Origin of the sequence: Algoriphagus algorifonticola, from assembly GCF_007655305.1 — a bacterium.
GTDB classification, from domain to species: Bacteria; Bacteroidota; Bacteroidia; order Cytophagales; family Cyclobacteriaceae; genus Algoriphagus; species Algoriphagus algorifonticola.
This window is the reverse complement of the sequence record NZ_VLOG01000041.1, coordinates 57,108-78,881: the sequence shown is the minus strand read 5'-3', so window position 1 is coordinate 78,881 and position 21,774 is coordinate 57,108. Positions and strand designations below refer to the sequence as shown.

The following is a 21,774-nucleotide window of genomic DNA, read 5'->3' as shown; positions in this document are numbered from 1 at the left end:
AAGCAATTATCTTTGAACCTCCAAATTCGAAAAGCAATGAACCAATTTTACGGTACGGGTGTGGCACTGGCCACTCCTTTTAATGATGATTACACCATTGATTACGATGGACTGGAAAAACTCATTGATCACACGATCAAAGGTGGAGTTGATTACCTGGTAGCATTAGGAACTACGGGGGAAGTTGCCACTTTGAATGCAACAGAGAAAAAACAAGTGTTGGCAGCTTGTCTAAAATATAATGCTGGAAGAGTTCCTGTAGTTTATGGAATTGGAGGGAATAACACGCAGGCAGTTCTGGATGAAATCGCAAATACGGATTTTACTGGAATTGACGCTATTTTATCAGTAAGCCCCTACTATAATAAGCCAAGTCAGGCAGGTATTATCGCACATTATCGAGCTATTGCAGATGCATGCCCTGTCCCCGTAATTCTATACAATGTACCGGGTAGAACCATGTCCAATTTGAGTGCAGAAACTACACTTAGCTTAGCAAATCATCCAAATATCATTGGAATCAAAGAGGCTAGCGGAAATTTGGAGCAGTGTATGCGCATTGCAGCTGGCAAGCCTCAGGATTTCTTATTGATCTCCGGAGATGACCTAATGACCAAAGCTATTTATGGTATAGGAGGAGTTGGAGTCATTTCAGTTTTGGCAAATGCCCTTCCTGAAACCTTTCATAAATTATGTCACGGAACGGAGTCTGAAAGTAGAGAAGCAGCTTTTTCACTTTTAGAAATTAATGACCTAATGTATAAAGAAGGAAATCCTGTAGGAATCAAAAACCTGCTATGCCATCTGGGAATTTGTGATGATCAAGTTCGTCTGCCAATGCTAAGAGCTAGTATGGAATTGAATCAATTGATCAAGGCGGCTGCCCTAAAATTCAAGTAAAATGCAGCAAGCGCTATCCATTCAGGAGCTGGGAGAATTGATCAAATCTACGCTGGAAAACCAGCTGGATCCCACCTATTGGGTGATCGGTGAAATCGCTGATTTCCGACAGGCTCCTCAGGGACATGCGTACTTTGAATTAGCCGAAAAACAGGGCAACCAAGTTCTGGCCAAAATCCGTTGCAATTGCTGGCAGTTTACTTACCGTAGCATAGCTTCCCGTTTTGAAAGTTTGACCGGAACAGGAATCAAAAATGGGATGAAGGTCCTGGCTCAGGTCCAAATCACCTTTCACCCAGTCTATGGATTAAGCCTGAATGTAAAAGATATTGATGCTTCTTTCTCCTTGGGTGAAAGAGCTAGAATCCGTCAGGAAACCATCGATCGCTTAACCAAAGAAGGGCTGCTCAGACTAAATGCTTCCCGAGTTTTCCCTCAAGTCATTCAAAAAATAGGCATTGTCAGCAGCCCTACTGCTGCTGGATATGGGGATTTTATCAATCAACTGGAGCATAATCCTCAGGGGTATAAAATTTACCATACGCTGATACCTTCCATGATGCAAGGGAACGAGGCCGTTTCCAGCTTAATCAATGCTTTGGAAAAAGTTGAGAATTTGAAAGAAAGGTTAGGATTGGAAGCTGTGATTATCATCAGAGGTGGTGGTGCACAGTTGGATTTAGATTGCTTTGATGACTATAGACTAGCGGCCAAAATAGCCAACTCCTCTTTGCCTGTCTTTACTGGCATTGGACATGAAAGGGATGAAACAGTTGCAGATTTGGTCGCCCATACCAAATTAAAAACTCCAACAGCAGTAGCTGAATTTCTGCTTTCAGGATTCAGAATTTTTGAGGAAAATTTAGGAATAGCCCTCACAAGATTAGATAGACTGACTAGGCAAAATATCAAGCTCGCGGACAACTTACTGCATCAACAGAATTTAAGGCTGAAAACTGCAGTTCAGAATAGGCTGACCTTGGAGAAAGAAAGGCTAAATGCCAAAAAAGACAGGATCAAAGCAAATTTGTCTACAAATCTCAATACACAGTCATTTCGTCTGGAGCAACTCCATCAGGCTTTAAAAAAGGCAGCCTCCCAGCAGATCTTGTCTAATGGTCAAAAATTAGAACATCTTGAAAAAAGCCTGAAAAGCTTAGATCCCAAAGCAATTTTGGAAAGAGGTTACACTCGAACAGAATTGGACGGGATTCCTATTCATTTGGTGAAGGACATTGAAAAAGGTATGGAGATTCTTACAGTAAACAACCAGCAAAAAATAAAAAGTACAATCACTGATATCAAAGAACTATGAAGGATTTAAACTATCAGCAGGCATTAGAGCGCATAGAGGTCATATTGGCACAATTGGAAGAAGGCAAAAAGAGTGTAGATGAACTTTCCGAATTGGTGAAAGAGGCGACAGAATTGGTCAGCTTTTGTAAAAAGAAGCTAAAAACTACCGAGGAGGAGATTCAAAAGGCCTTTGAAGAAGCCTGATTTTGGCATCTGGAACAATAATTTTCAGATATTCGAGTTTTTAATAAGCCATCTTTCAGGTACTTGGCATTTTTGTTGCCAAATTTGCAAAAGAATTAATTGAGCTTTAAGCTCTTTGAGACGTGATGAAAAAAGTATTTCAACTATTTCTGGCACTTTTATTTTTGGTGATATCTTCAAATTCTTTCAGCCAGAACTTTTATAAAGAAAGGATTTCCAGAAACAACATCTTGACTGTGGGTGCTGGTCCATCGTTTTCTTATATTGATAATGGAGGACCTTACCGGACCATAGGCTTTGAGATTTTGCCTTCTCTTTCAGTAGCCTGGACCAAAAAGCTATCTCAGGTTTTTGACCTTCGGTATACAGTGGGATACCAATCAATTGCCAGTAGCGGCAATGCCAATTTGACAATTCAGGAAATTTGGAGACAAAATGAAGCTTCTTTTACGGCTAAAGGTTCAACATTCTATCTGGATGTCATGCCAAGTATTAACCTAATCCCTTTTAGCAATCATATGCATAGGAGCAGGTTTAATATCTATGGAGGGGCTGGCATAGGTGTAATGGCTGTATCAACCAAACAAACAAAATCTTACAGCCCAGACGAGCGACCTACCAATGAAAGCTTGACCACGGCGTACGTGCCCGTAAGAGCAGGGTTAAGTTATAGGGTTGGTCCTTATTCCGATATAGCCGGAGAGGGCACTATGCTATTGACCTTCACAGACAACTTAGATGGAAACGTCGGATTCAACCGATTTGCAGATCATCTGTTTCAGGCTCAAATCGTATTCAGACGCTATTTTCTTCCTAAAAAATAAAGACTAAAAAAGGCCGGATCTTCCAGCCTTTTCTTATTCTACTTTCTCAGGTATGACTTGCAAAAATTTTCTTGGGACAGATATAAGCATATTCTGATAAATTCCCGGAATCCTAATCATGAAATAATCTTTATTTCCTTTCTCCACGCACTCCCCTATCATATTTTGTAGTGCTCCTCCAATCACTTGAACTTTTTCTCCCGGTTCAATTTCCGAACCATCCGTCTCGACAGCCACTCCGGTTTCTACAACTCTTTTGATGATATCCAAGTCCTCCTCCCTCACTGTGGCATGCTGTCCGGAAAAATGAACAAACTTAACTGCTCCCGGTACTTGAAGACATTCCCAAAGTTGGTTTCTCTGGGTTTTTACGAAAACATACCCGTTAAATAGGGCCTTTTCTACTTTCTTTTTTCTGTCAGACCACTGTCTTAACTCAGTGACCAAGGGCAAATAAACTTCCCAACCCTTTTCTCTTAATCTTGTGGCCACCTTTTTTTCGGAACGTGAAGCCGTATACATCACATACCATTTCAAATCACTCATCTCTAAATTTTGTTTTGGGACATCAAATCTACAAAATCCTATCTTTTCCCCATGAATAAACCTGAGTTTTCAAATCCAAATTTAGATTCTTGCCTGATAGGTATACAATTGATAATAGCGTCCCTCTTTGCTTATTAGGTCTTCATGCTTTCCTCTCTCTGCTATTTCCCCATGCTCTATCACCAATATTTGGTCAGCTTGTCGAATAGTACTCAATCTATGTGCGATTACAAAGGTGGTTCTCCCCTTCATTAGTTCTTTCAAAGAAGCCTGTATTAAAGTTTCTGACTCAGTATCCAGATTTGAAGTGGCCTCATCCAAAATCAAAATTTTAGGATCTGCCAAAATCGCTCTGGCAATGGCTATTCTTTGCCTCTGCCCACCTGAAAGCTTCACACCCCGCTCCCCTATCAAGGTATCCAACCCGTCTTCGAAACGATCCGAAAACTCCTGTACATAGGCGGCATGAACTGCTTGCTGTAATTGCTCTTCAGTAGCATCAGGTCTCGGGAAAAGAATGTTTTCCCGAATGGTTCCCTCAAAAAGAAAATCATCCTGTAAAACTACGCCCAGTTTGGACCTAAAGGACTCCAAACTTACTTTTTGCAAGTCTTGATTATCTAAGTAGATATTTCCAGAATCCGGATTTAAAAATGTGGCCGCAAGCCCCGCTATGGTGGTTTTGCCCGAACCAGAAGAACCAACCAATGCTGTGACTGTTCCAGCCGGTGCGTGAAAATTGATATTCTTGATTACATCTTTTCCTGATTCATAGGCAAAGGAAACGTCTTCAAAACGAATATCCCCTTGAATACTTTCAAGTTCAATAGTTCTTTCTTTATCGTCAGATTCCAAAGGGGTATTCATAATTTCCTCTGTCCTATCAAGGCCTGCGAAGGCCTCAGTAAGTTGGGAACCTATATTTGACATTTGTACAATAGGTGCGATCATGAAACCTAGATAGAGCGTAAAAGCCAAGAAATCACCGAATGTGATTTCCCCTTCCATGATCATCCAACCCCCAATACCCATAATGCCAGCAGAAGCTAACCCTAATAATAAAGTGCCTGAAGAAGTTACAAAGGAAGTTGCTGTCAAACTCGCTTTCACATTTTGGAATAATTCATCTACGCCTTGTTGAAAAGTTTTAATTTCTTGGGCTTCAGCATTGAAACCTTTGATCACCCGGATTCCTCCTAGAGTTTCCGTCAGCCTGCCTGTAACCTGGGCATTGATTTTGCCTCTTTCTCTAAAAATCGGTCTAATCCGTCCAAATGCTTTTAAGGAAACCAAACCGAATATTGCTACCGGAACCAAGACATACAAAGTCATCAAGGGACTAATACTTATTAATAAAACCAGCGAAATGGCGGATGTAATCACTCCTCCTATCATTTGAGCAAAACCGGTTCCCACAAGATTTCTTACTCCTTCCACATCAGACATGATTCGGGATACAAGTTCTCCGGTCTTTGCATTGTCAAAAAAGCGAATGGGCAATTTGATGATATGACTTTGAACTTTAGACCGGAGCTTCGCAATGAGGTTTTGTGCCTCCACAGATAAAATCTGAGTCAAGGCATAAGATGTCACCGATTGAATTACAATGGCAACTACCACCGCAATAATCAGCCATTTGAGCAAGTTCAAATCATTGGAAGGAATGACATCATCCACCAAATATTTACTGGCACCGGGAAGGACCAAGCCTGATAGCCTACTGATGATGATGAGAAAAAGACCTAAAAAGAGGTGTTTTCTGCGGGGCCAGATGATGGTGGTAAAAACCTGACCAATGGTTACTTTTCTTTCTGATTTCTGTTGCATGGGTGTAAAAAAAAGAAAACCCCGAAATCACTTCCGGGGTTCCAAATCAATTTTCTTCTTCTTTTAGTCTTGGTTTCAATTCTACTGGATCGGTTGATTTCTTTCTCACACGAATATTCAACAGCTCCACACTCAAGGAAAAGAATACTGCGAAATAGATGTATCCCTTTGGAACTTCTTGGTGAAAGCCTTCCAAGAATAGCATAAAGCCAATTAATATCAGAAAGGACAGAGCCAAAATCTGCAATGTCGGATGTTGATTGATAAAGCGACTGATTTTTCCGGCAAATGCCATCATAATTCCCAAAGAGATTACAACTGCAATAATCATGATGATCACATGATCCACCAAACCGACTGCTGTCAGAATACTGTCAAAAGAAAAAATGATATCCAAGAATACTATTTGGGCGATGACTGACCCAAAACTCTTCGCAGTGTTGGCTTTTATTTCTTGAGGATCACCTTCCATCTTATGGTGAATTTCCATAGTAGATTTAAAAAGGAGGAATAAACCTCCAAACAACAGAATCAAATCTCTTCCACTGAAATCGTATTCAAAAACCGTCAATAGAGGCTGGGTGAATCGTACTATATAAGAAATCCCTAATAATAGGCCTATCCTAAAAACTAAAGCCAGAGTCAATCCTAAATTTCGCGCTTTGGGCTGCTGAGCTTCCGGTAGCTTATTGGATACAATGGAAATAAATATGATGTTGTCTACACCTAATACTATTTCCAGAAATGTCAAAGTGAGAAGTGCGATCCAGGTTTCGGACTGCATGAATATTTCCATAGTGGGGTAATTTTTGGGCACAAAAAAGCCTGTCCAAAGTTAAGACAGGCTTTCCATCAATTACAAAATTATTATTTCGTTTTAGGCAAAACGTTAGAAATCAAAGATACTTTTTCGATTGGCTCAGAAGCATTTGAATAAATTCTTACTACTGAGTTTTGCTTACCCATTTTTCCAGCTGAGTTGAAGGATACTTCGATTTTTGCTTTCGCGCCTGGAGCAATCGGGTCTTTAGGCCAAGAAGGAACAGTACAACCACAAGTGGCCGCTACATTGGAAATAATCAATGGAGTAGTACCAGTATTCGTCAGCTCGAAAGTATGGGAAACCTTGTCACCTTGGGTGATATCACCGAAATCCACTGATTTTTCTTTGAAGGTAATTACTGCGCCAGATTCGCTTTGAGCATTCGCCTGGAAAGCAAAAACCATTGCAAAGAGGGTCAAGATCAATCCTAATTTTTTCATGATTATGTTAATTATTGAGTTCAAATTTTAATTCTAATTACTCTTTAAGGCTAAATTTCTAAAGCTTTCATCAAATATCCGAAAATACCTTGCCAAAATTCATGGAAAGGGAATGTTAAGTTTTCTAAATACCTGAATTCTTAACAAAGAAGCCCTGGGAAAAATTCACTAAATATAACTCCTCAGAGGATCTAGTGACTGCAGTATATAACCATCGGATAAAGTCTTTATCCACAGTATCATCAGGCAAATAGCCCTGATCTACAAAAACTGCCTTCCATTGCCCTCCTTGTGCCTTATGACAAGTCAAAGCATATGCGAACTTAACTTGTAATGCATTCAAGTAGGGATCTTTTCGGATCATCTCCATTCGCTCAGTTTTATTCGCTATATCTGCATAGTCCTCAGAAACCTGCTCATACAAACTTTTATATTGCTCCCTTGTCAATGAGGGGCTGGGTGAATAAAGCGTGTCTAAAATGACTTTTGCCTCAAAGTGTGGTTCTTCTGGATAATCCAGAAGACGTAATTCCAAAGTCGCAAAGCGTAAGCCATAAAGCTCCTCAAAGGAGCGGATCTTCATGATTTCCGCCATATCCCCATTTGCTAAAAAGTTGACCCTATCCGAATCAGCCATATAGGTGTAATTGTTTTTCACGATCATCAGTAAATCACCCGAGCTGATCTCATCTTCAAAAAAGTGAATGACCTTTCGTATGTACAAATTGTATTGGACTGCATTCTTGTTCGACCGAGTGATGATTACCGTGTTTTCAGTCCCGTACTTGTCATAAGCATAGCGTAATCCATCCTCCAATTTCTCCCCGGTCATCTTGAAAATATCACGGAATTGAGAAGTCATGATCTGAACAGCAGGCTTTTCTTTCAAAACCTGATCTCTCAATTGGGTGGCATTAAATAGTATACCTGACTCCAACCTTTGGCGCATAACCTCGGTCAATTCAATCTGATCTGTTTGCAATCGGAAATAGCGAGTGAGGTAATTAGAATCCAATGCAGGACTGTATTCTGAGCCCACAGGAGGAAGTTGGGCTGTATCTCCCACCAATATCAATCGGTTACTTTCTTCACTAAAAACAAAGCGGATCAAATCTCCCAGCAAATTTCCCGACATTCCTCCGTCATCTGCCAGCATGGAAGATTCATCTACGATAAATACAGTGTCTTTGTAATAATTTTTTTGTAGAACAAAGCCATTGGATAGAGCCCCCATTTCACCTTTTGGCTTATAGATAATCTTATGAATGGTATAGGCAGCCCTTCCACTATAATTACTCATTACTTTGGCAGCTCTTCCGGTAGGTGCCAATAAAAGAGATCTCATTTTTAGTTTGGGAAGGCTTTGAACCAAAGCAGAAATCACCGAAGTTTTTCCGGTTCCGGCATATCCTCTCAAAACAAAACAAGGCTTTTCTCCTGGTTCCAAGGAAAGAAAGGCATCCATTTTTTGGAAAAAAGAAGATTGACCGGAAGTGGGATCAAAGGGGAAATTTTTCCGGATCAATTCTGAGGCCTTCCAAGCAGCTTGACTATCTTTACCCATATTGGCGAAAGTACATGAAGCAAGACAAAATCGGTAAGGAAATCACATCAAAATTTGGTAATCAACTCCGGACTAGAGTAAACGGGATTTTTATTCAAGATGAAAAAATCTTAATGATTCGTCATTTGATGGGAGACGACAGAATATTTTGGTCAGTTCCGGGAGGTGGTATGAATTACGGTTCCGATGCTAAAAATAATCTGAGGCGCGAATTCGCAGAAGAGACCGGCTTGACAGTAGAAATTGGGGATTTTCTTTTCGTTCACGAGTTTTTACGCCCACCTTTACATGCAATTGAGCTGTTTTTCGAGGTAAAATCGGGCTCAGGGCAAGTAAAATTGGGAAAAGACCCAGAATTAGAGGATAATCACCAAATAATTACCGAAATTGCATGGATGTCTATTTCAGAGCTCCATTCATTGCCTCCAGAGTCAGTTCATCAAATCTTTTGGGGAATTAATTCCCTAAAGGACTTAGGATTGTGGAAAGGATATTTTAATTTTGAAAATAATTATCTAAAATAGCACGTTTTAAAAACCTTCAACCTTACCCAGATTTTAAAATTTCAACAAAATGAATTTAACCAAAGTATTATCCTTTGTTTTCTTCGCAGTAGCAATTGCTCTTGGCTATCTCCTTTATAAAGGGGTAGATAATGTCGTAGAAGAAGAGAAAAGAGTTGCTCTTATCGAAAGTGCAATCATCGAAAAACTACAGATGCTTCGCGATGCACAGTTGGCTTACCAAGCATCTAACGGTAAGTATGCTGACAACTGGAATGATTTGAAAAACTTCATCCAAAACGGTGAGATCTGGTTGGTACAAAGAACTGAAACTACCAAGTTATTGGATTATGGTAAGGAAGAAACTACTGTGACTTTCGATACCTTAGGTTCGGTAAATGTGATGGACTCTTTGTTCAACGAAAGAAAATATCCTGACTTCAACCTAGAGGCTTTGGCTGTAGTACCAGGATCTGGAGGCAAAATGTTCGAGTTCTTTGCAGATAAAATCGAAAGAAACAACTACCAAATCAACGTATTTGAAATTAGAGACCCTGCTCCAATTAATCCTGAGAGAAGATTAAACAACAACGAAAAAGCATTAAGAGTAGGATCCAGAACTGACGCTTCTACTGAAGGTAACTGGAAATAATCCCCTCCTAATTTTGGAAAATACTCTCAAAGTATTCAAAAGTGATAAGTTTGATGTAGAGGATACAGCAAGCTTATCACTTTTTTTATACCCCGACTTTTTGGTCATCTTCGCAAAAGATCAAAATCAATCCAACACGGGAATTCATTATTATCCTAAGTTGAATCTAAAAAGCCTGGATCAATTAATCCTAACTGATCCATTGCTACGATTGGATGTGCCGGCCCGATTATTCATTCACCACCCAGGATTCAGCTTGGTTCCAGGAGTGTTGTACTCATCAGGAAATGAAGCTCAATTCTTAAGTTTTTCCAAGGAAGTTACGGATCATGCCTTTTACTTCAACACTCCATTGGACAGCAATAATTTGCAAGTGCTTTCCTATGTAGATGAAAAAATGAAGAAGCATCTGGAAGCTAGATTTTCAGATCTCAGTTTCTATCATGGATCCTGTTCATTTCTATCTTACCTTTTCAAGGAAAGATTCAATTTGATCGGGCAGGAAATACTCGTCAATGTATTTGGGAAGCAAATGTATGTGGCGGCCTTTACGGATCAAGAGCTCAGTACATTCAACTTGTTTGAGATTCAGTCTAAGGATGATATTTTAAAATATGTTCTAATCCTGATAGAGCAGCTACATTACGATAGAAATCACGTGAGAATCAGTGTTTTCGGAATACCGGCAAAAAGCGAAATCACCGAAAACTGGGGGAAACAATATTTTCAAAACTTCAGAATTCTGGTTCCTCATGCAAACCAAAATTATTCCCATGGATTCAAACATTTAAAAGATCTGGGGCTATTTGAGGTCTCTTGGCAATACCTTTAATTATGAGCAAAGTAGCAATCTTCCCTGGTTCTTTTGATCCTTACACCAAAGGGCATCATGACATTGTCATCCGTAGCCTGGACATTTTTGATGAGGTTATTATCGGGATCGGTTACAATTCAACCAAAAAAAATCGATACTTCGATATTGATCTGATGGTGGAAAAAATTGAATCTGTTTATGTAGATATGCCTAATGTGAAGGTGATTGTTTACAATGAACTGACCTCCACTTTAGCCAAAAAACACGGAGCAAACTTTTTGATCAGAGGTCTGAGAAATACTACAGACTTTGAATATGAAAATACCATTTCTCAGATGAATCGCTACCTCAACGAAGATCTGGAAACCGTTTTTTTAATCACCACTCCTCAATTCGCAGCAATCTCCTCTACTGTCATTCGTGAGGTACATAGATATGGTGGCGATGTGAGCGAGTTTCTACCCTACTCTATTTAATGCTTAAAGTGCTCTTTGAGAAAATGCTTAAAAAGCCATCTCATTGAAGGGTATGAATTAATTAAAGCTATTTTTGTCTCTGCTTCTGGAAACCAGCGAATGTCATCAATCCCCTCTTCTTTTTGAGGCTTCATCTCAGCATCAGATACGCACTCCATCGCAAACCAATAGGTTTTCTTTAAAATACTCTTTCGGTTTTGAGTATAGGTATGCCAAGTATTACAAATGGGTTTTCCAGCCTTAACATGAATGGCGCATTCCTCTTCCACCTCTCTGACAGCACATTCTTTAGGGGTTTCGCCCTTTTCAAATTTCCCCTTTGGGAAATCCCATTTACCTAGTCTAAAAATGAGTAAAATCTGATTCTTTTTGGTCACTATACCCCCTGCTGCTTTGATGATGGAAAATCTGCTTTTGACAAATTTTTTCAATTCATCCTTATTCCGGCTTACTAAAGTGACAGAGTCCAGATCTTTGAGTTTACGGGTACGAAGTTGATAAAGGATTTTGATAATCAAATCATGTGAGGGCTCCTGAAAAAGGATGTCTTCCTGCCACTGACTTGCAGGCGGAAGTTCTTCAGAATCCGAAAAAATTGCATCAAACTTCTTTTTTGGATTTAGATCTTCGAAACCGATCAAATCCATTGGTTTATCATTTACAAAAATTCTCATGGAAGAATCAGTACTGTTGATTGGGTAAGCGCCAAAAATGCATAAAAAAATCACTTACCACAACCCGAAACCATCATATTCACTTATTTTTGAAGCATGGAAATTTTAGACTCTTCAATTGCTGCTGAAGTAGCAGACCAACTCTTGCAAATCCAAGCTATCCGACTTCAACCTGAAAAGCCCTTTACCTGGGCCTCAGGCTGGAAATCCCCCATCTATTGTGACAATAGACTTTCACTTTCTTTTCCTGCTGTCAGAGATTTAATAAAGGAAAACCTAGTGAAAAGTATCCAACATTTTTATCCGGAAGCAGAAGCTATTGCGGGAGTTGCTACAGCAGGTATTCCACAAGGAGCATTGATTGCCAATGATCTGAAGCTTCCATTTATCTATGTGCGTTCCAAACCCAAAGGACATGGAATGGAAAACATGATAGAGGGAAAAGTCAGACCGGGACAAAAAGTGGTGGTCGTTGAGGATTTGGTATCTACAGGGGGAAGTTCCTTGAAAGCGGTACAGGATTTGAAAAATGCCGGATTTGAAGTAATGGGAATGGTAGCGATTTTTAGCTATGGATTCTCTGTTGCAGATGATAATTTCGAGGAAGCAGGGATCAAATTGGTGGTATTGTCTAATTATGAAGCCATGTTGCCTAGAGCCGTAGAAAAGAAGTATATCAGTGATGAGGTTTTAAAATCCCTGGAAACCTGGAGGAAAGATCCTGCTAATTGGACCCCATAATAGACGATCTGGGATATTTAATTGAAAGCTAAAAACCATCTAAATACAAAAGCCAAAGCTCTTTCAGACTTTGGCTTTTCAATTTTTATCTGCTTTCATATCACTTTTCAAAAAGCCCAATAGAGCCTCCAACCCAATCCTTGTCTTTATTGAACTTTACGCCAATCATCTCCCCTCTACTCAATCGGGATAAATTACCAACTAAGGTTGGAGATACATCGTTCTCGGGCCAAAGAGCTAAAACTCTTACTTCTACTTTTACTCCTCCTGTTGGAGATTGAATTACGGGTTCATATTGAACTTTCTTTTGAAGAATATACAAATCCTTCTGCTTCACTTTTTCAATATCCTCCTTACTTACATTGAATATTACTCCGGCACCAGAAAAAGAAAAAAGAGGCTTTAATACGTAATTTTCCAAATCCTCAGGAATTTCCTTCAACTCACTTAGTAAAGTGGTCTCAATAAAATATGGACCTCTCAGATAAGGCAAAATAAATTTTGAAATTCTAGTATACCAATTAGGGTGTCCTGCCCACTCCACGTCCAATTCCTCTTCAAAGCTGAATTGCATCTTTAAATCAGGTCTGGCATTGAGTTCATCAAAGATTACCCGATTGTAGATCCTCTTTATCTGAATTTCTTTCCCCTTTTCGTCTGTATAAAATAATTTCTTTCCCTCTTTTCTAATTTGAGTAACGCAAACAAAAGGCACTTCCAAATCCTTTTTGCAGTAATAAAAATCAATTTTCGTATTCTGCTTTTCAGGCTCGATTTCCAATAAAATTACCTCTTCCGGCTTATGTACCCCGAGGACCACTTTTTTGAGAATTTCTAAATACTTCTCAGAATCTACTCCGGGGAAATAGGGTGTCAATTCGGAAAGGAATGGGTATTCCTCCTGAAATTTCTGATTGAGATTGTATTGAAAGTTGAATACCGAAGGAAAGCCCTGTACTTCGATCAACTTGGGGGTCAATTTTCCATCCTCCATGCAGACCCCAAAGTCAATAGCCAAAAACTGGGTATGTGCATCCTCATTCGGTACTGAGACATTCAGGTCAATCGCTTTTTGGGTCAATTGCTTGAAATCCGGTCTTTTGATGAATTGGATAACCTCCTGACTCGCCTCTATGAGTTGCTGTTGAAATTCTTTAGGAATAAAAAAAGGGGTTTCCGCGATTCTAAAAGTCGGTCTATGATCAAAATCCCTGTCAATGGAATTTAAAAATTCAGCGTAAGATTTCTCTGAAAAATGCTGATTAAATAAACGCCTGAATTTTTCTATCATAGAATTATATCATCACTTCCACGGAGCGATTGGTCAATTTTCGAATTGAATTAGCTAGGAAATTCGGGATCAATGTTTCATTGGTTTTGTAGATCTTCTCTTCGTCAACCAAATCCTCCAACATGCTTCTAAACTTACCCTTACCCTTTAATGCAATAATTTTCTCCCTTACATCCGGTTTTTTTAGATGGTTTAAAAAGGAAACTGGATCTGCTTCCGGGTGAAATTGAGTTCCCACAATTTCCTCAGAAAATCGAATAGCCATCAAAGCCCGCTCATATTCGACGTGATTTCGGATTTTCTCCAAAGCGATCACTTGAGAACCCAAAAGTTTGAGTTTTCTCATTTTCGGCTGAACAACCTGAAAATCCCGGCTATCCACAGCCCAAAAAGGATTGGGAAGATTCTGGAACAATGGATCTTTGATCCCATCGGCAGTTTTATGAATAGTCATTACACCAAAAGAGGTAGACTTTCTCTTCGTGATTTCACCCAAACCAAAGTGCTTGCAAGCCATCTGGAAAGAGTGGCAAATCAAGAGTAGGTATTTCTTTTTACTATGGTTTTGATTCCAAATCCAAACCTGGTCCAAAAAATCATAGTATTTCAAGTCCCAATAGCCATTTCCTTCCAGTGGATTCCCTGGACCTCCCGTGGAAATAAAAAGGTCGAAATCCCTGATTTCAGGAATCTCAGCCTTTCCTCTTACATCGAATATCTTATAGGTAACTTCCTTAGAAAAGCGCTCCACGATTTCTCGGATACAGCGCATTCCCTGATTGGGTTCCCCATCATACATATCCAAAATAGCCAATTGCAACTTTCGCTTACCCACCTTTTTTCATTTAAATTCCAGCTACAAAGGTACGCAAATGATTAGATCCCTTGATTAAACTTGCCCGTGATATAATCGACTACTTGCTTTAAATCATTGGTCTTTTCAAAAACTGCCAATTGCTGATCAGCTCCTGTTCCATTTTTCAAAATGGTATGCACATATTCTATTTCGTTTCTGCTTCCCAACTCGTCCACCACATCATCAATAAAATCAAGCAATTCCATGATCAATTCGGTGGTTGGAACCTCGGTCTTCTTTCCAAAATCAATCAACTGTCCCTCTATTCCATTTCGGGCAGCCCTGAATTTATTTTCCCTAATCAGTGCAATTCGGTAAATATTAAAGCTGGTGTTACTCATCAAAAGCTTGTAAAGCTTAGCCACTACCGCTTGGATCAATGCTACTATGCAAATCGTCTCATCTACTGTCAAGCACATATCACAAATACGAAACTCTATTGTGCTGAAAAATGGATGCATACGCAAATCCCACCAGATTTTCTTGGGATTATCTATGCAATTGGTTTTAACAAGTATTTCCAGAAAGTTATCGTAAGACTGCACCGAGTCAAAGTATTCTGGCAGGCCTGTTCTGGGAAATTTGGCGAAAATTTTTGCCCTAAAAGCTTTAAACCCGGTATTCCTCCCTTCCCAAAAGGGAGAATTAGTGGTCAGCGCATAAATATGGGGCAAGAAATAGCAGGCCTGATTCATTAACTGAAGAGCTACATCCCGGCTTTCAATTCCTACATGCACATGAAGCCCAAAAATCAAATTAGATCTTGCGATATCTTTCAGCTCGTTGACAATGTTGTGATAGCGTGGATCATCAGTGATCTCTTGGTCTTGCCACTTGGCAAATGGATGAGTACTTGCTGCACCTACAACCAGATCCTGTTTGGCAGCCAGTTCAGAGATTTTATTTCTTAAAAAAGAAACTTCTTTTCTTGCTTCACCGACGTTTTTACAGATATTGGTTCCGACTTCTACTACAGATTGATGCATTTCTGCCTTGACCTGTTCACGGAGTACTATTTTCCCACCATCCACGATTTTGGACATATGGGATCTGAGATCTCTAGTTTTGGGATCTATGATTTGATACTCTTCTTCCACGCCCAAGGTAAAAGGGGGAAGCTTTTTGATTGAAGCGCACATAGGCTTTTGGTTTGAGTTTTAGAAGCGTTTGGCTGCTTCTACAGAGTTTCTCATGAAAGTTCCCCAAGTAAGATTCATCTTCCCGGGCTTTTGGGCTTTGGCGTAGCTGATCGCCATTTTCGCAGCCTCTTCTACTACCCAGTCAAAGTTTTCCTGACCGACTGAATTGATATCTGCATCCGGCGCAGGGTTACCGAAATCAATGGCATAAGGGATTCCGTCCCGAACAGCAAATTCCACGGTATTAAAATCGTATCCCAATCCTTTACAAAGAGCTAGGGTGTATTCCTTGACTTTAGCCAAAAGCTTTTTGGAGGCAGGAGGTCCGTCAATAACATAGCGAAGATGATGAGGATTTCGGGGTTCATACTGCATGATTCGAACAGCCCTTCCTCCCAAACAATAGACTCTGAAGTATTCATCAAACACAATTTCTTCCTGCAGCAACATCACCAATTGCCCCGTCTCAGGATGCTTTTGAAAAAACTCTTCTTTACTTTCCAATCTATAAACATTTTTCCAGCCTCCACCTGCGTAAGGTTTCATGTAAGCCGGAAAACCTATGTAATTGAACATGGAATCCCAGTCCAAAGGAGCTGCCAGATTTCTAAATGACTTACTGGTAGTGTCTGTTGGGTGTTCAGCTGACGGTAATAAAACAGTTTTCGGCAATGGCACTCCCAACTGATCCGCTAGGCAATTATTAAAGAATTTATCGTCTGCACTCCACCAAAAAGGATTATTGATCACTGCGGTGCCAGTCAAAGCAGCATTTTTTAAATAGGCTCTGTAAAAGGGTACGTCCTGAGATATTCTATCTATAATGACAGCGTAATCAGTTAGTTGATTTTGTACTACCTTATCAATTTTTACAGCTTCAGCGACTATGCCTTTTTCTGCCTTTTGATTGACTCTCTCCACAAAAGCATGAGGAAAAGTATCTTCCATTCCGAAAAGTATTCCGATTTTTTTCATTGCTATTTATACCAAAGGGTTAATTAAATTTTATTCTACTGAGATAATGGGGAAACATTTCTTTCCACAAAGGCCAGTCGTGATGACGCTCTTGTCTCACATCCAGCCAATGATTCAAATTCTTATTTTTCAGGCATTCATTAAGCTTGAGATTAGCATCAAAGCAGATATCCCAATTGGAAGTACCTAAAACTATATCCATATTCCAGAGCTCCCCATCCATCAAGCCGGGTAGGTATTCTAGAGGACTATTGTAATAAATGTCGTCATGATGATATCCGTCCATAAAATCCCGGATATTGAATGCCCCAGACATACTGAACATATGGCTCACATAGCCGGGATGCCGAAAAGCGAAATTGGCAGCATGATACCCGCCAAAACTACATCCAGCCATTACCACTTTTGCTACTGAGGTATTCAGTCTGATCCTTTCCACGATTTCATGGCAGATCATTTTATCATAAGCTACATGATTCTGAATCCTATCGTGAGGGTGTATACTCTTATTATAAAAAGACTGAGCATCATTGCTCTCAGGACAGTAAATCTGAATCAAACCCTGCTCCAAATACCAATGAGCTGAGCCGATCAAACCCATGTCCTTATTCTCATGAAACGAGCCTTTGGAAGTTGGAAAAACAACAACAGGATATCCTGCATGACCAAAAACCAGCATTTGCACATCCCTGTGAAGGTTTGGCGAATACCACTTTACATATTCTTCTTTCATAAATAATCAAATAGACCTGATGAGTTGACAGGTCTATTGGTAAAAACTATTCAAAAATTTCCCCAAAAGCAAAGAACCTCAGAGAAAGAGTATAGAAAGAATGAATTATGCCTTGACTTCCTCCCTCTCCTCTTTGGAAAGGGCTTTAGAATGTAGAATTTTAAAAAGGCCTCCCAAGATAAAAAGCATCAGTACACCCACTAAAATCCATTTCGAAGTCGTAAAAACAGAGGCCAAAATCGCCATACTTTTATTCACATCAGGAAAAGAATTTAAAATCTTTATTACCAAAAGGTTTTCTCCCAAATCCATTAATGCAATCAAGAAAGGAAGCTTGATGAATCCTCTATTTCCCCAGATTTTATACAGCAGACCATAGAATGCAAGAGAATACAAAATCATGTAAGGAAAATCCAACGTCCAAACTCCCAGACGGTAAATTTGCCTGGTCTCCAGATCCATGGTTTCAATCGATTGATAGGCCTCTCCAAAGGTATAAGCGAACTTTAAGTCAAGAGCCTGATCTTTTGGCATGAAGAAAGACAGGAGAACGTTGAAGAGAATTACCAAGGCAAACAAAACTATTAAGTGGTTTTTCTTGCCTACAAAATCCAATAACTTAGTCATAAAAAGTAGTTTAAAAGTTTGTTAAAAGTAAGAAAATCAGCCACTTTTAAAAATGATCCAAATCAAAAAAATCCGGTTAACTCACTCATTTTTTGAAAACCATTTAGAGTACATGGGATAATTTTTGGCAGTACGCTCAATAACTTCCAACATTTCAGGTCCGGTATCTTTTACTTTTTTGGCTGGCATGCCCGCATAAATACTGTTTGGCTCAACGACCGTATTGGCCAACACGATTGCTCCAGCCGCTATCACGGCACCCGAATGCACAATAGCTCCGTCCATCACCACAGCCCCCATTCCGATCAAAACATCGTCATGAATAGTACATCCATGAACAATGGCATTATGGGCAATGGAAACCCTATTACCTATATATGTACCAGCTTTTTTATAGGTACAATGAATTACTGCTCCATCCTGAATATTGGTATCATTTCCAATTCTGATCTCATGAACATCTCCACGAATTACAGCATTAAACCATACTGTGCAATTATCTCCCATGATCACATCTCCTACCAAGGTAGCATTAGGTGCCAACCAACATTCCTTCCCCATTTGTGGAGATTTACCGTTCACTTCCATTATCAATGCTTTCATCACTTGCGGGCTTTTGTTTGACTCAAAAACAAAAATTGATAATTTTTTTTGAACTCTGTGAACTTTTTAATCAATTTTGAGTTTCCGTGTATATACATCAAATAAAGAAACTAAATCAAACCATTATGAAGTTTATCAAACAAACCGGACTATTCTTAGCCGCTGCAATGATTACATTCGCTTGTAGCAAACCAGGTGACACAGTAGAAACTACCGATGCTCAGGAAGTAGCTGAAGGTGAAGGAGCTACACTATCCTTGGATCCTGCCTCTACTTCTATCGCTTGGAGAGGTTACAAGCCTGCAGGCCAGCATTTCGGTAAAATTCCTGCTACAACTGGTACTTTGACTGTTCAAGGTTCAGAAATCACAGGTGGATCTTTCACTTTCGACATCACAGGATTGAAAATCGAAGATTTGGAAGATGGCTCTGAAGATTACGGAAAACTTTGGGGACACTTGCAGTCCGCTGATTTCTTTGATGCTGCAAACTATCCAACAGCAACATTTGAAATCACAGACGTAGAACCATTTGCCGCTGGTGACATGGTTGCAGACCAGGAGCAATTCGAGACTGACAACACTCCCAAGGCAGCTTCTGAGCTTTCTCCGGAAAACCCAACTCATTGGATTAGCGGTAACTTGACCATGAGAGGAACTACCAAAAACATCAAATTCCCTGCAGCTGTAACTGTAGAAAATGGTGCAGTAATAGCAAAAGCCGGATTCAACATTGACAGAACAGCTTGGGGACTATCTTATGGTGACGAAGCTAATGCAGTAGACAAAGCAAAAGATCAGTTTATCTATAACACTGTTTCTTTGCAGTTGGACGTAACAGCTAACTAATCAGAAATTAATCATAAAAAGAGGAATTCGATCGAATTCCTCTTTTTTTTGTACCTGTGAAAAACGACCTTTTTGAATATCCCATCCAATCGGATCAAGTCATTGAAAAGCTGATCAGATGGATTGACCAGAATTATGCTTTTTATTGCCTTACCTTCGGAAACGGGCATGACTATCCCGAGGGCACTTTTCCGGATCAAATTCTGGCAGGTAACACTGCTCTAGAGAAAGGTTCTTTATGGGAACATTCAAATTATCCTGCAGCAGGGATCATTTCCTACGATTACAAAAATCAGCTGGAAAAACTCAGTAGCAAGAACCCTATTTTAGTCAAAGTTCCTGATCTAACTTTTTTCAAAGCTGAACTCAGAATTACCTGGGACGAAGACAAAATCTATTCTAACCAAGCTCTTCCGGAAAAGTCTCTGGAAGGGGCAAATACAAAATTTGACTCTGTCCCTATTGAGGTTCAAGCTTTGACTTCGAAAGAGGAGTACATCCATGCTTTTCAGGCAATTCAAAATGAAATCATTGAAGGGAATACTTATGAGATGAATTATTGCATGGCATATCAAGCTTCTTTCGAGAAACTGGACCCAGCTGGCAGCTTTTTTAAACTCATGGAACTTTCACCGATGCCATTCTCTGCGCTTTTTAAATCTAAGAACAAATACTTAATCTCGTCATCTCCTGAGCGTTTCTTGAAAAAAGAAGCATCCAGATTGATTGCCCAGCCCATCAAAGGAACTTCCAAACGAGGAAAGAATAAAGAGGAAGATGAAGCTAACAAAAGAATTCTTCTTCAAAGCGAAAAAGAAAGAGCAGAAAATCTGATGATCACCGATTTGATGCGCAATGATCTATCTAAAGTCTCTCTGATTGGATCTGTTCATGTACTTGAACTATTTGGAGTATACTCCTTTCCGAAAGTTCATCAGATGATCAGTACTGTTCAATCGGAGCTTTTACCAAAAACAGGCCTGAATGAGATTCTTCAGGCGACCTTCCCTATGGGGAGTATGACTGGTGCGCCAAAAATCAGCACAATGGAATTGATCGAAAAATTTGAAAACTTCCAAAGAGGCTGGTTTTCCGGAGCTTTGGGAATAATTCAGGAAAACGGAGATTTCGATTTTTCAGTCATTATCCGGAGCATCATTGCTGATTTAGAAACTAAGAAACTGTATTTTGCAGTAGGTAGCGCCATCACCATTGATGCAGAAGCAGAGCAGGAATACGAAGAATGCCTGCTCAAAGCCAGCGCGCTTTTAGAGGTATTACGTGGATCTTGAAAACAGCATAGAGCAAACCAAAATCAGAAAAATCATCCATGTGGATATGGATGCCTTTTATGCTTCAGTGGAGCAGTTGGATCATCCGGAATGGAGAGGCAAACCGCTGGTAGTTGGTGGAAATGCCGCTCGTGGCGTAGTAGCTGCTGCCAGTTATGAGGCGAGAAAATATGGAATTCACTCGGCCATGTCTTCCGTATTGGCTGCAAGAAAGTGCCCTCATCTGATTTTCGCCAAAGCCAGATTTGATAGATACCGCGAGATTTCTCATCAAATTCGTGAGATTTTCTACGAATACACAGATTTGGTAGAACCCCTTTCCTTGGACGAAGCCTTTCTGGATGTCACAGAAAATAAAAAAGACATCAAGTCCGCCATTCTAATAGCGAGGCAAATCCGGTCAAAAATCAAAGAGGCAACCGGCTTGAATGCCTCCGCTGGAGTTTCTTACAATAAATTTCTGGCGAAAATCGCCTCTGATCTCAATAAGCCAAATGGGCAAGCGGTCATCCTTCCGGAAGAAGCTGAAGAATTTTTAGAAAAGTTACCTATTGGGAAGTTTTTCGGAATTGGGAAGGTCACCACCGAAAAGATGCAAAAACTCGGGATTCATAACGGCAAAGATCTCAAGGACTTTTCCTTGCAGTTTTTAACCAAAAAATTCGGAAAATCAGGCTTACATTATTATAACATTGTGAGAGGAATCCATCTCTCCGAGGTTCAGCCTCATAGAATCCGAAAATCTCTAAGCGCAGAAAATACATTTGACCGGGATTTGATTACGGTTCAGGAAATGGAAGAACAATTTTTTCCAATTTTTGAAGAAGTTATACGAAGGCTGGAGAAGTCCGGAGTCAAAGGCAGAACGATTACTTTGAAACTGAAATATTCTGATTTTACCCAGCAAACCCGAAGTAAAACTTTGGAACAATATCCTGAAAAAGAACTGATTTGGGAGATAGCAAAGGAATTACTTTATCAGGAAGAAATCCCCAAAGCGGTGCGCTTACTGGGCTTGGGAGTTTCCAACCTCAATATTACAGAAGAACAGACGCATTTTGGAGAGCAATTGAGGATTCCTTTTGAATAAACACTTATGAATAAATATCGTTAAGAAATCTGCCAT

Annotated in this window: 25 protein-coding genes; 12 read left to right on the top strand and 13 right to left on the bottom strand. The window is 39.8% G+C overall.

What is annotated here, in order from left to right; genetic code table 11:
- Nucleotides 1–36 precede the first annotated feature (36 nt).
- The 4 genes from dapA (at nt 37) to FL972_RS10560 (ending at nt 3,224) form a co-directional block, all read left to right on the top strand.
- Complete coding sequence (dapA, locus tag FL972_RS10575; protein WP_144605359.1) at nt 37–900, top strand: 4-hydroxy-tetrahydrodipicolinate synthase; 864 nt, start codon at nt 37–39, stop codon at nt 898–900.
- A 1-nt stretch (nt 901) separates the two neighbouring features.
- Complete coding sequence (xseA, locus tag FL972_RS10570; RefSeq protein ID WP_144605358.1) at nt 902–2,215, top strand: exodeoxyribonuclease VII large subunit; 1,314 nt, start codon at nt 902–904, stop codon at nt 2,213–2,215.
- Entirely contained in the window at nt 2,212–2,400 is a 189-nt protein-coding gene (xseB, locus tag FL972_RS10565) for an exodeoxyribonuclease VII small subunit (RefSeq protein WP_144605357.1), read from the top strand. The genes xseA and xseB overlap by 4 nt, the downstream gene beginning before the upstream one ends.
- Before the next feature lie 125 nt (nt 2,401–2,525).
- Nucleotides 2,526–3,224: a hypothetical protein gene (locus FL972_RS10560; protein WP_144605356.1), complete on the top strand. Its 699-nt coding sequence runs from the start codon at nt 2,526–2,528 to the stop codon at nt 3,222–3,224.
- 33 nt (nt 3,225–3,257) lie between these two features.
- On the opposite strand, the gene FL972_RS10555 is transcribed toward FL972_RS10560, so the two are convergent.
- The 5 genes from FL972_RS10555 to FL972_RS10535 form a co-directional block, all read right to left on the bottom strand.
- The gene (locus FL972_RS10555) at nt 3,258–3,770 is read right to left on the bottom strand and encodes a UpxY family transcription antiterminator (RefSeq protein WP_144605355.1); all 513 of its coding nucleotides are present in this window, start codon (nt 3,768–3,770) and stop codon (nt 3,258–3,260) included.
- Nucleotides 3,771–3,851: 81 nt separating this feature from the next.
- Nucleotides 3,852–5,597, bottom strand: coding sequence for an ABC transporter ATP-binding protein (locus FL972_RS10550; RefSeq protein ID WP_144605354.1), 1,746 nt, complete (start codon nt 5,595–5,597; stop codon nt 3,852–3,854).
- Nucleotides 5,598–5,643: 46 nt separating this feature from the next.
- Nucleotides 5,644–6,393 (bottom strand): TerC family protein, encoded by a 750-nt coding sequence (locus FL972_RS10545; protein ID WP_144605353.1) that lies wholly within the window; start codon nt 6,391–6,393, stop codon nt 5,644–5,646.
- Nucleotides 6,394–6,464: 71 nt separating this feature from the next.
- Nucleotides 6,465–6,860 carry a DUF1573 domain-containing protein gene (locus FL972_RS10540; protein ID WP_091655199.1) on the bottom strand — a complete coding sequence of 132 codons (396 nt, stop codon included), beginning with the start codon at nt 6,858–6,860 and terminating at the stop codon, nt 6,465–6,467.
- A gap of 124 nt (nt 6,861–6,984) precedes the next feature.
- Nucleotides 6,985–8,424, bottom strand: coding sequence for an ATP-dependent DNA helicase (locus FL972_RS10535; RefSeq protein ID WP_144605352.1), 1,440 nt, complete (start codon nt 8,422–8,424; stop codon nt 6,985–6,987).
- A gap of 14 nt (nt 8,425–8,438) precedes the next feature.
- On the opposite strand from FL972_RS10535, the gene FL972_RS10530 reads away from it, so the two are divergent.
- Genes FL972_RS10530 through coaD form a run of 4 tightly spaced genes read left to right on the top strand, consistent with a single transcriptional unit; the run spans nt 8,439 to nt 10,869 of the window.
- Nucleotides 8,439–8,948, top strand: a complete 510-nt coding sequence (locus FL972_RS10530) for an NUDIX domain-containing protein (RefSeq protein WP_144605351.1) — start codon at nt 8,439–8,441, stop codon at nt 8,946–8,948.
- Between the two features lie 49 nt (nt 8,949–8,997).
- Nucleotides 8,998–9,579, top strand: coding sequence for a hypothetical protein (locus tag FL972_RS10525; RefSeq protein WP_144605350.1), 582 nt, complete (start codon nt 8,998–9,000; stop codon nt 9,577–9,579).
- Nucleotides 9,580–9,592: 13 nt separating this feature from the next.
- Nucleotides 9,593–10,411 carry a DUF3822 family protein gene (locus FL972_RS10520; RefSeq protein WP_186300103.1) on the top strand — a complete coding sequence of 273 codons (819 nt, stop codon included), beginning with the start codon at nt 9,593–9,595 and terminating at the stop codon, nt 10,409–10,411.
- 2 nt (nt 10,412–10,413) lie between these two features.
- Entirely contained in the window at nt 10,414–10,869 is a 456-nt protein-coding gene (gene coaD / locus FL972_RS10515; RefSeq protein ID WP_091655194.1) for a pantetheine-phosphate adenylyltransferase, read from the top strand.
- Here the strand turns inward: coaD and FL972_RS10510 are convergent.
- Nucleotides 10,866–11,543, bottom strand: a complete 678-nt coding sequence (locus FL972_RS10510) for an NUDIX hydrolase (protein WP_144605348.1) — start codon at nt 11,541–11,543, stop codon at nt 10,866–10,868. The genes coaD and FL972_RS10510 overlap by 4 nt on opposite strands.
- Before the next feature lie 96 nt (nt 11,544–11,639).
- Between FL972_RS10510 and pyrE the strand changes: the two genes are divergently transcribed.
- Nucleotides 11,640–12,284, top strand: a complete 645-nt coding sequence (gene pyrE, locus FL972_RS10505) for an orotate phosphoribosyltransferase (RefSeq protein ID WP_144605347.1) — start codon at nt 11,640–11,642, stop codon at nt 12,282–12,284.
- Between the two features lie 100 nt (nt 12,285–12,384).
- On the opposite strand, the gene FL972_RS10500 is transcribed toward pyrE, so the two are convergent.
- From FL972_RS10500 to FL972_RS10470, 7 genes are all read right to left on the bottom strand, one after another.
- Nucleotides 12,385–13,575, bottom strand: a complete 1,191-nt coding sequence (locus FL972_RS10500) for a hypothetical protein (protein ID WP_144605346.1) — start codon at nt 13,573–13,575, stop codon at nt 12,385–12,387.
- A 4-nt stretch (nt 13,576–13,579) separates the two neighbouring features.
- Entirely contained in the window at nt 13,580–14,410 is an 831-nt protein-coding gene (locus FL972_RS10495; RefSeq protein ID WP_317129941.1) for a type 1 glutamine amidotransferase, read from the bottom strand.
- 41 nt (nt 14,411–14,451) lie between these two features.
- Complete coding sequence (locus FL972_RS10490; protein WP_222116024.1) at nt 14,452–15,570, bottom strand: carboxylate-amine ligase; 1,119 nt, start codon at nt 15,568–15,570, stop codon at nt 14,452–14,454.
- Nucleotides 15,571–15,588: 18 nt separating this feature from the next.
- Nucleotides 15,589–16,545, bottom strand: a complete 957-nt coding sequence (locus FL972_RS10485) for an ATP-grasp domain-containing protein (protein WP_144605345.1) — start codon at nt 16,543–16,545, stop codon at nt 15,589–15,591.
- Nucleotides 16,546–16,564: 19 nt separating this feature from the next.
- Nucleotides 16,565–17,278: an esterase family protein gene (locus tag FL972_RS10480; RefSeq protein WP_144605344.1), complete on the bottom strand. Its 714-nt coding sequence runs from the start codon at nt 17,276–17,278 to the stop codon at nt 16,565–16,567.
- Between the two features lie 105 nt (nt 17,279–17,383).
- The gene (locus tag FL972_RS10475; protein WP_144605343.1) at nt 17,384–17,905 is read right to left on the bottom strand and encodes a hypothetical protein; all 522 of its coding nucleotides are present in this window, start codon (nt 17,903–17,905) and stop codon (nt 17,384–17,386) included.
- A gap of 81 nt (nt 17,906–17,986) precedes the next feature.
- Nucleotides 17,987–18,508 carry a gamma carbonic anhydrase family protein gene (locus tag FL972_RS10470; protein ID WP_144605342.1) on the bottom strand — a complete coding sequence of 174 codons (522 nt, stop codon included), beginning with the start codon at nt 18,506–18,508 and terminating at the stop codon, nt 17,987–17,989.
- Nucleotides 18,509–18,633: 125 nt separating this feature from the next.
- On the opposite strand from FL972_RS10470, the gene FL972_RS10465 reads away from it, so the two are divergent.
- From FL972_RS10465 to dinB, 3 genes are read left to right on the top strand one after another with little or no spacing between them, the layout of a single operon-like run.
- On the top strand, nt 18,634–19,356 hold the full coding sequence (locus FL972_RS10465; RefSeq protein ID WP_144605341.1) for a YceI family protein: 723 nt from the start codon (nt 18,634–18,636) through the stop codon (nt 19,354–19,356).
- A 56-nt stretch (nt 19,357–19,412) separates the two neighbouring features.
- Nucleotides 19,413–20,648 (top strand): anthranilate synthase component I family protein, encoded by a 1,236-nt coding sequence (locus FL972_RS10460; protein WP_186300102.1) that lies wholly within the window; start codon nt 19,413–19,415, stop codon nt 20,646–20,648.
- On the top strand, nt 20,638–21,738 hold the full coding sequence (gene dinB / locus FL972_RS10455; protein WP_262710899.1) for a DNA polymerase IV: 1,101 nt from the start codon (nt 20,638–20,640) through the stop codon (nt 21,736–21,738). Before FL972_RS10460 ends, dinB begins: the two co-directional genes overlap by 11 nt.
- Nucleotides 21,739–21,774: the final 36 nt, after the last annotated feature.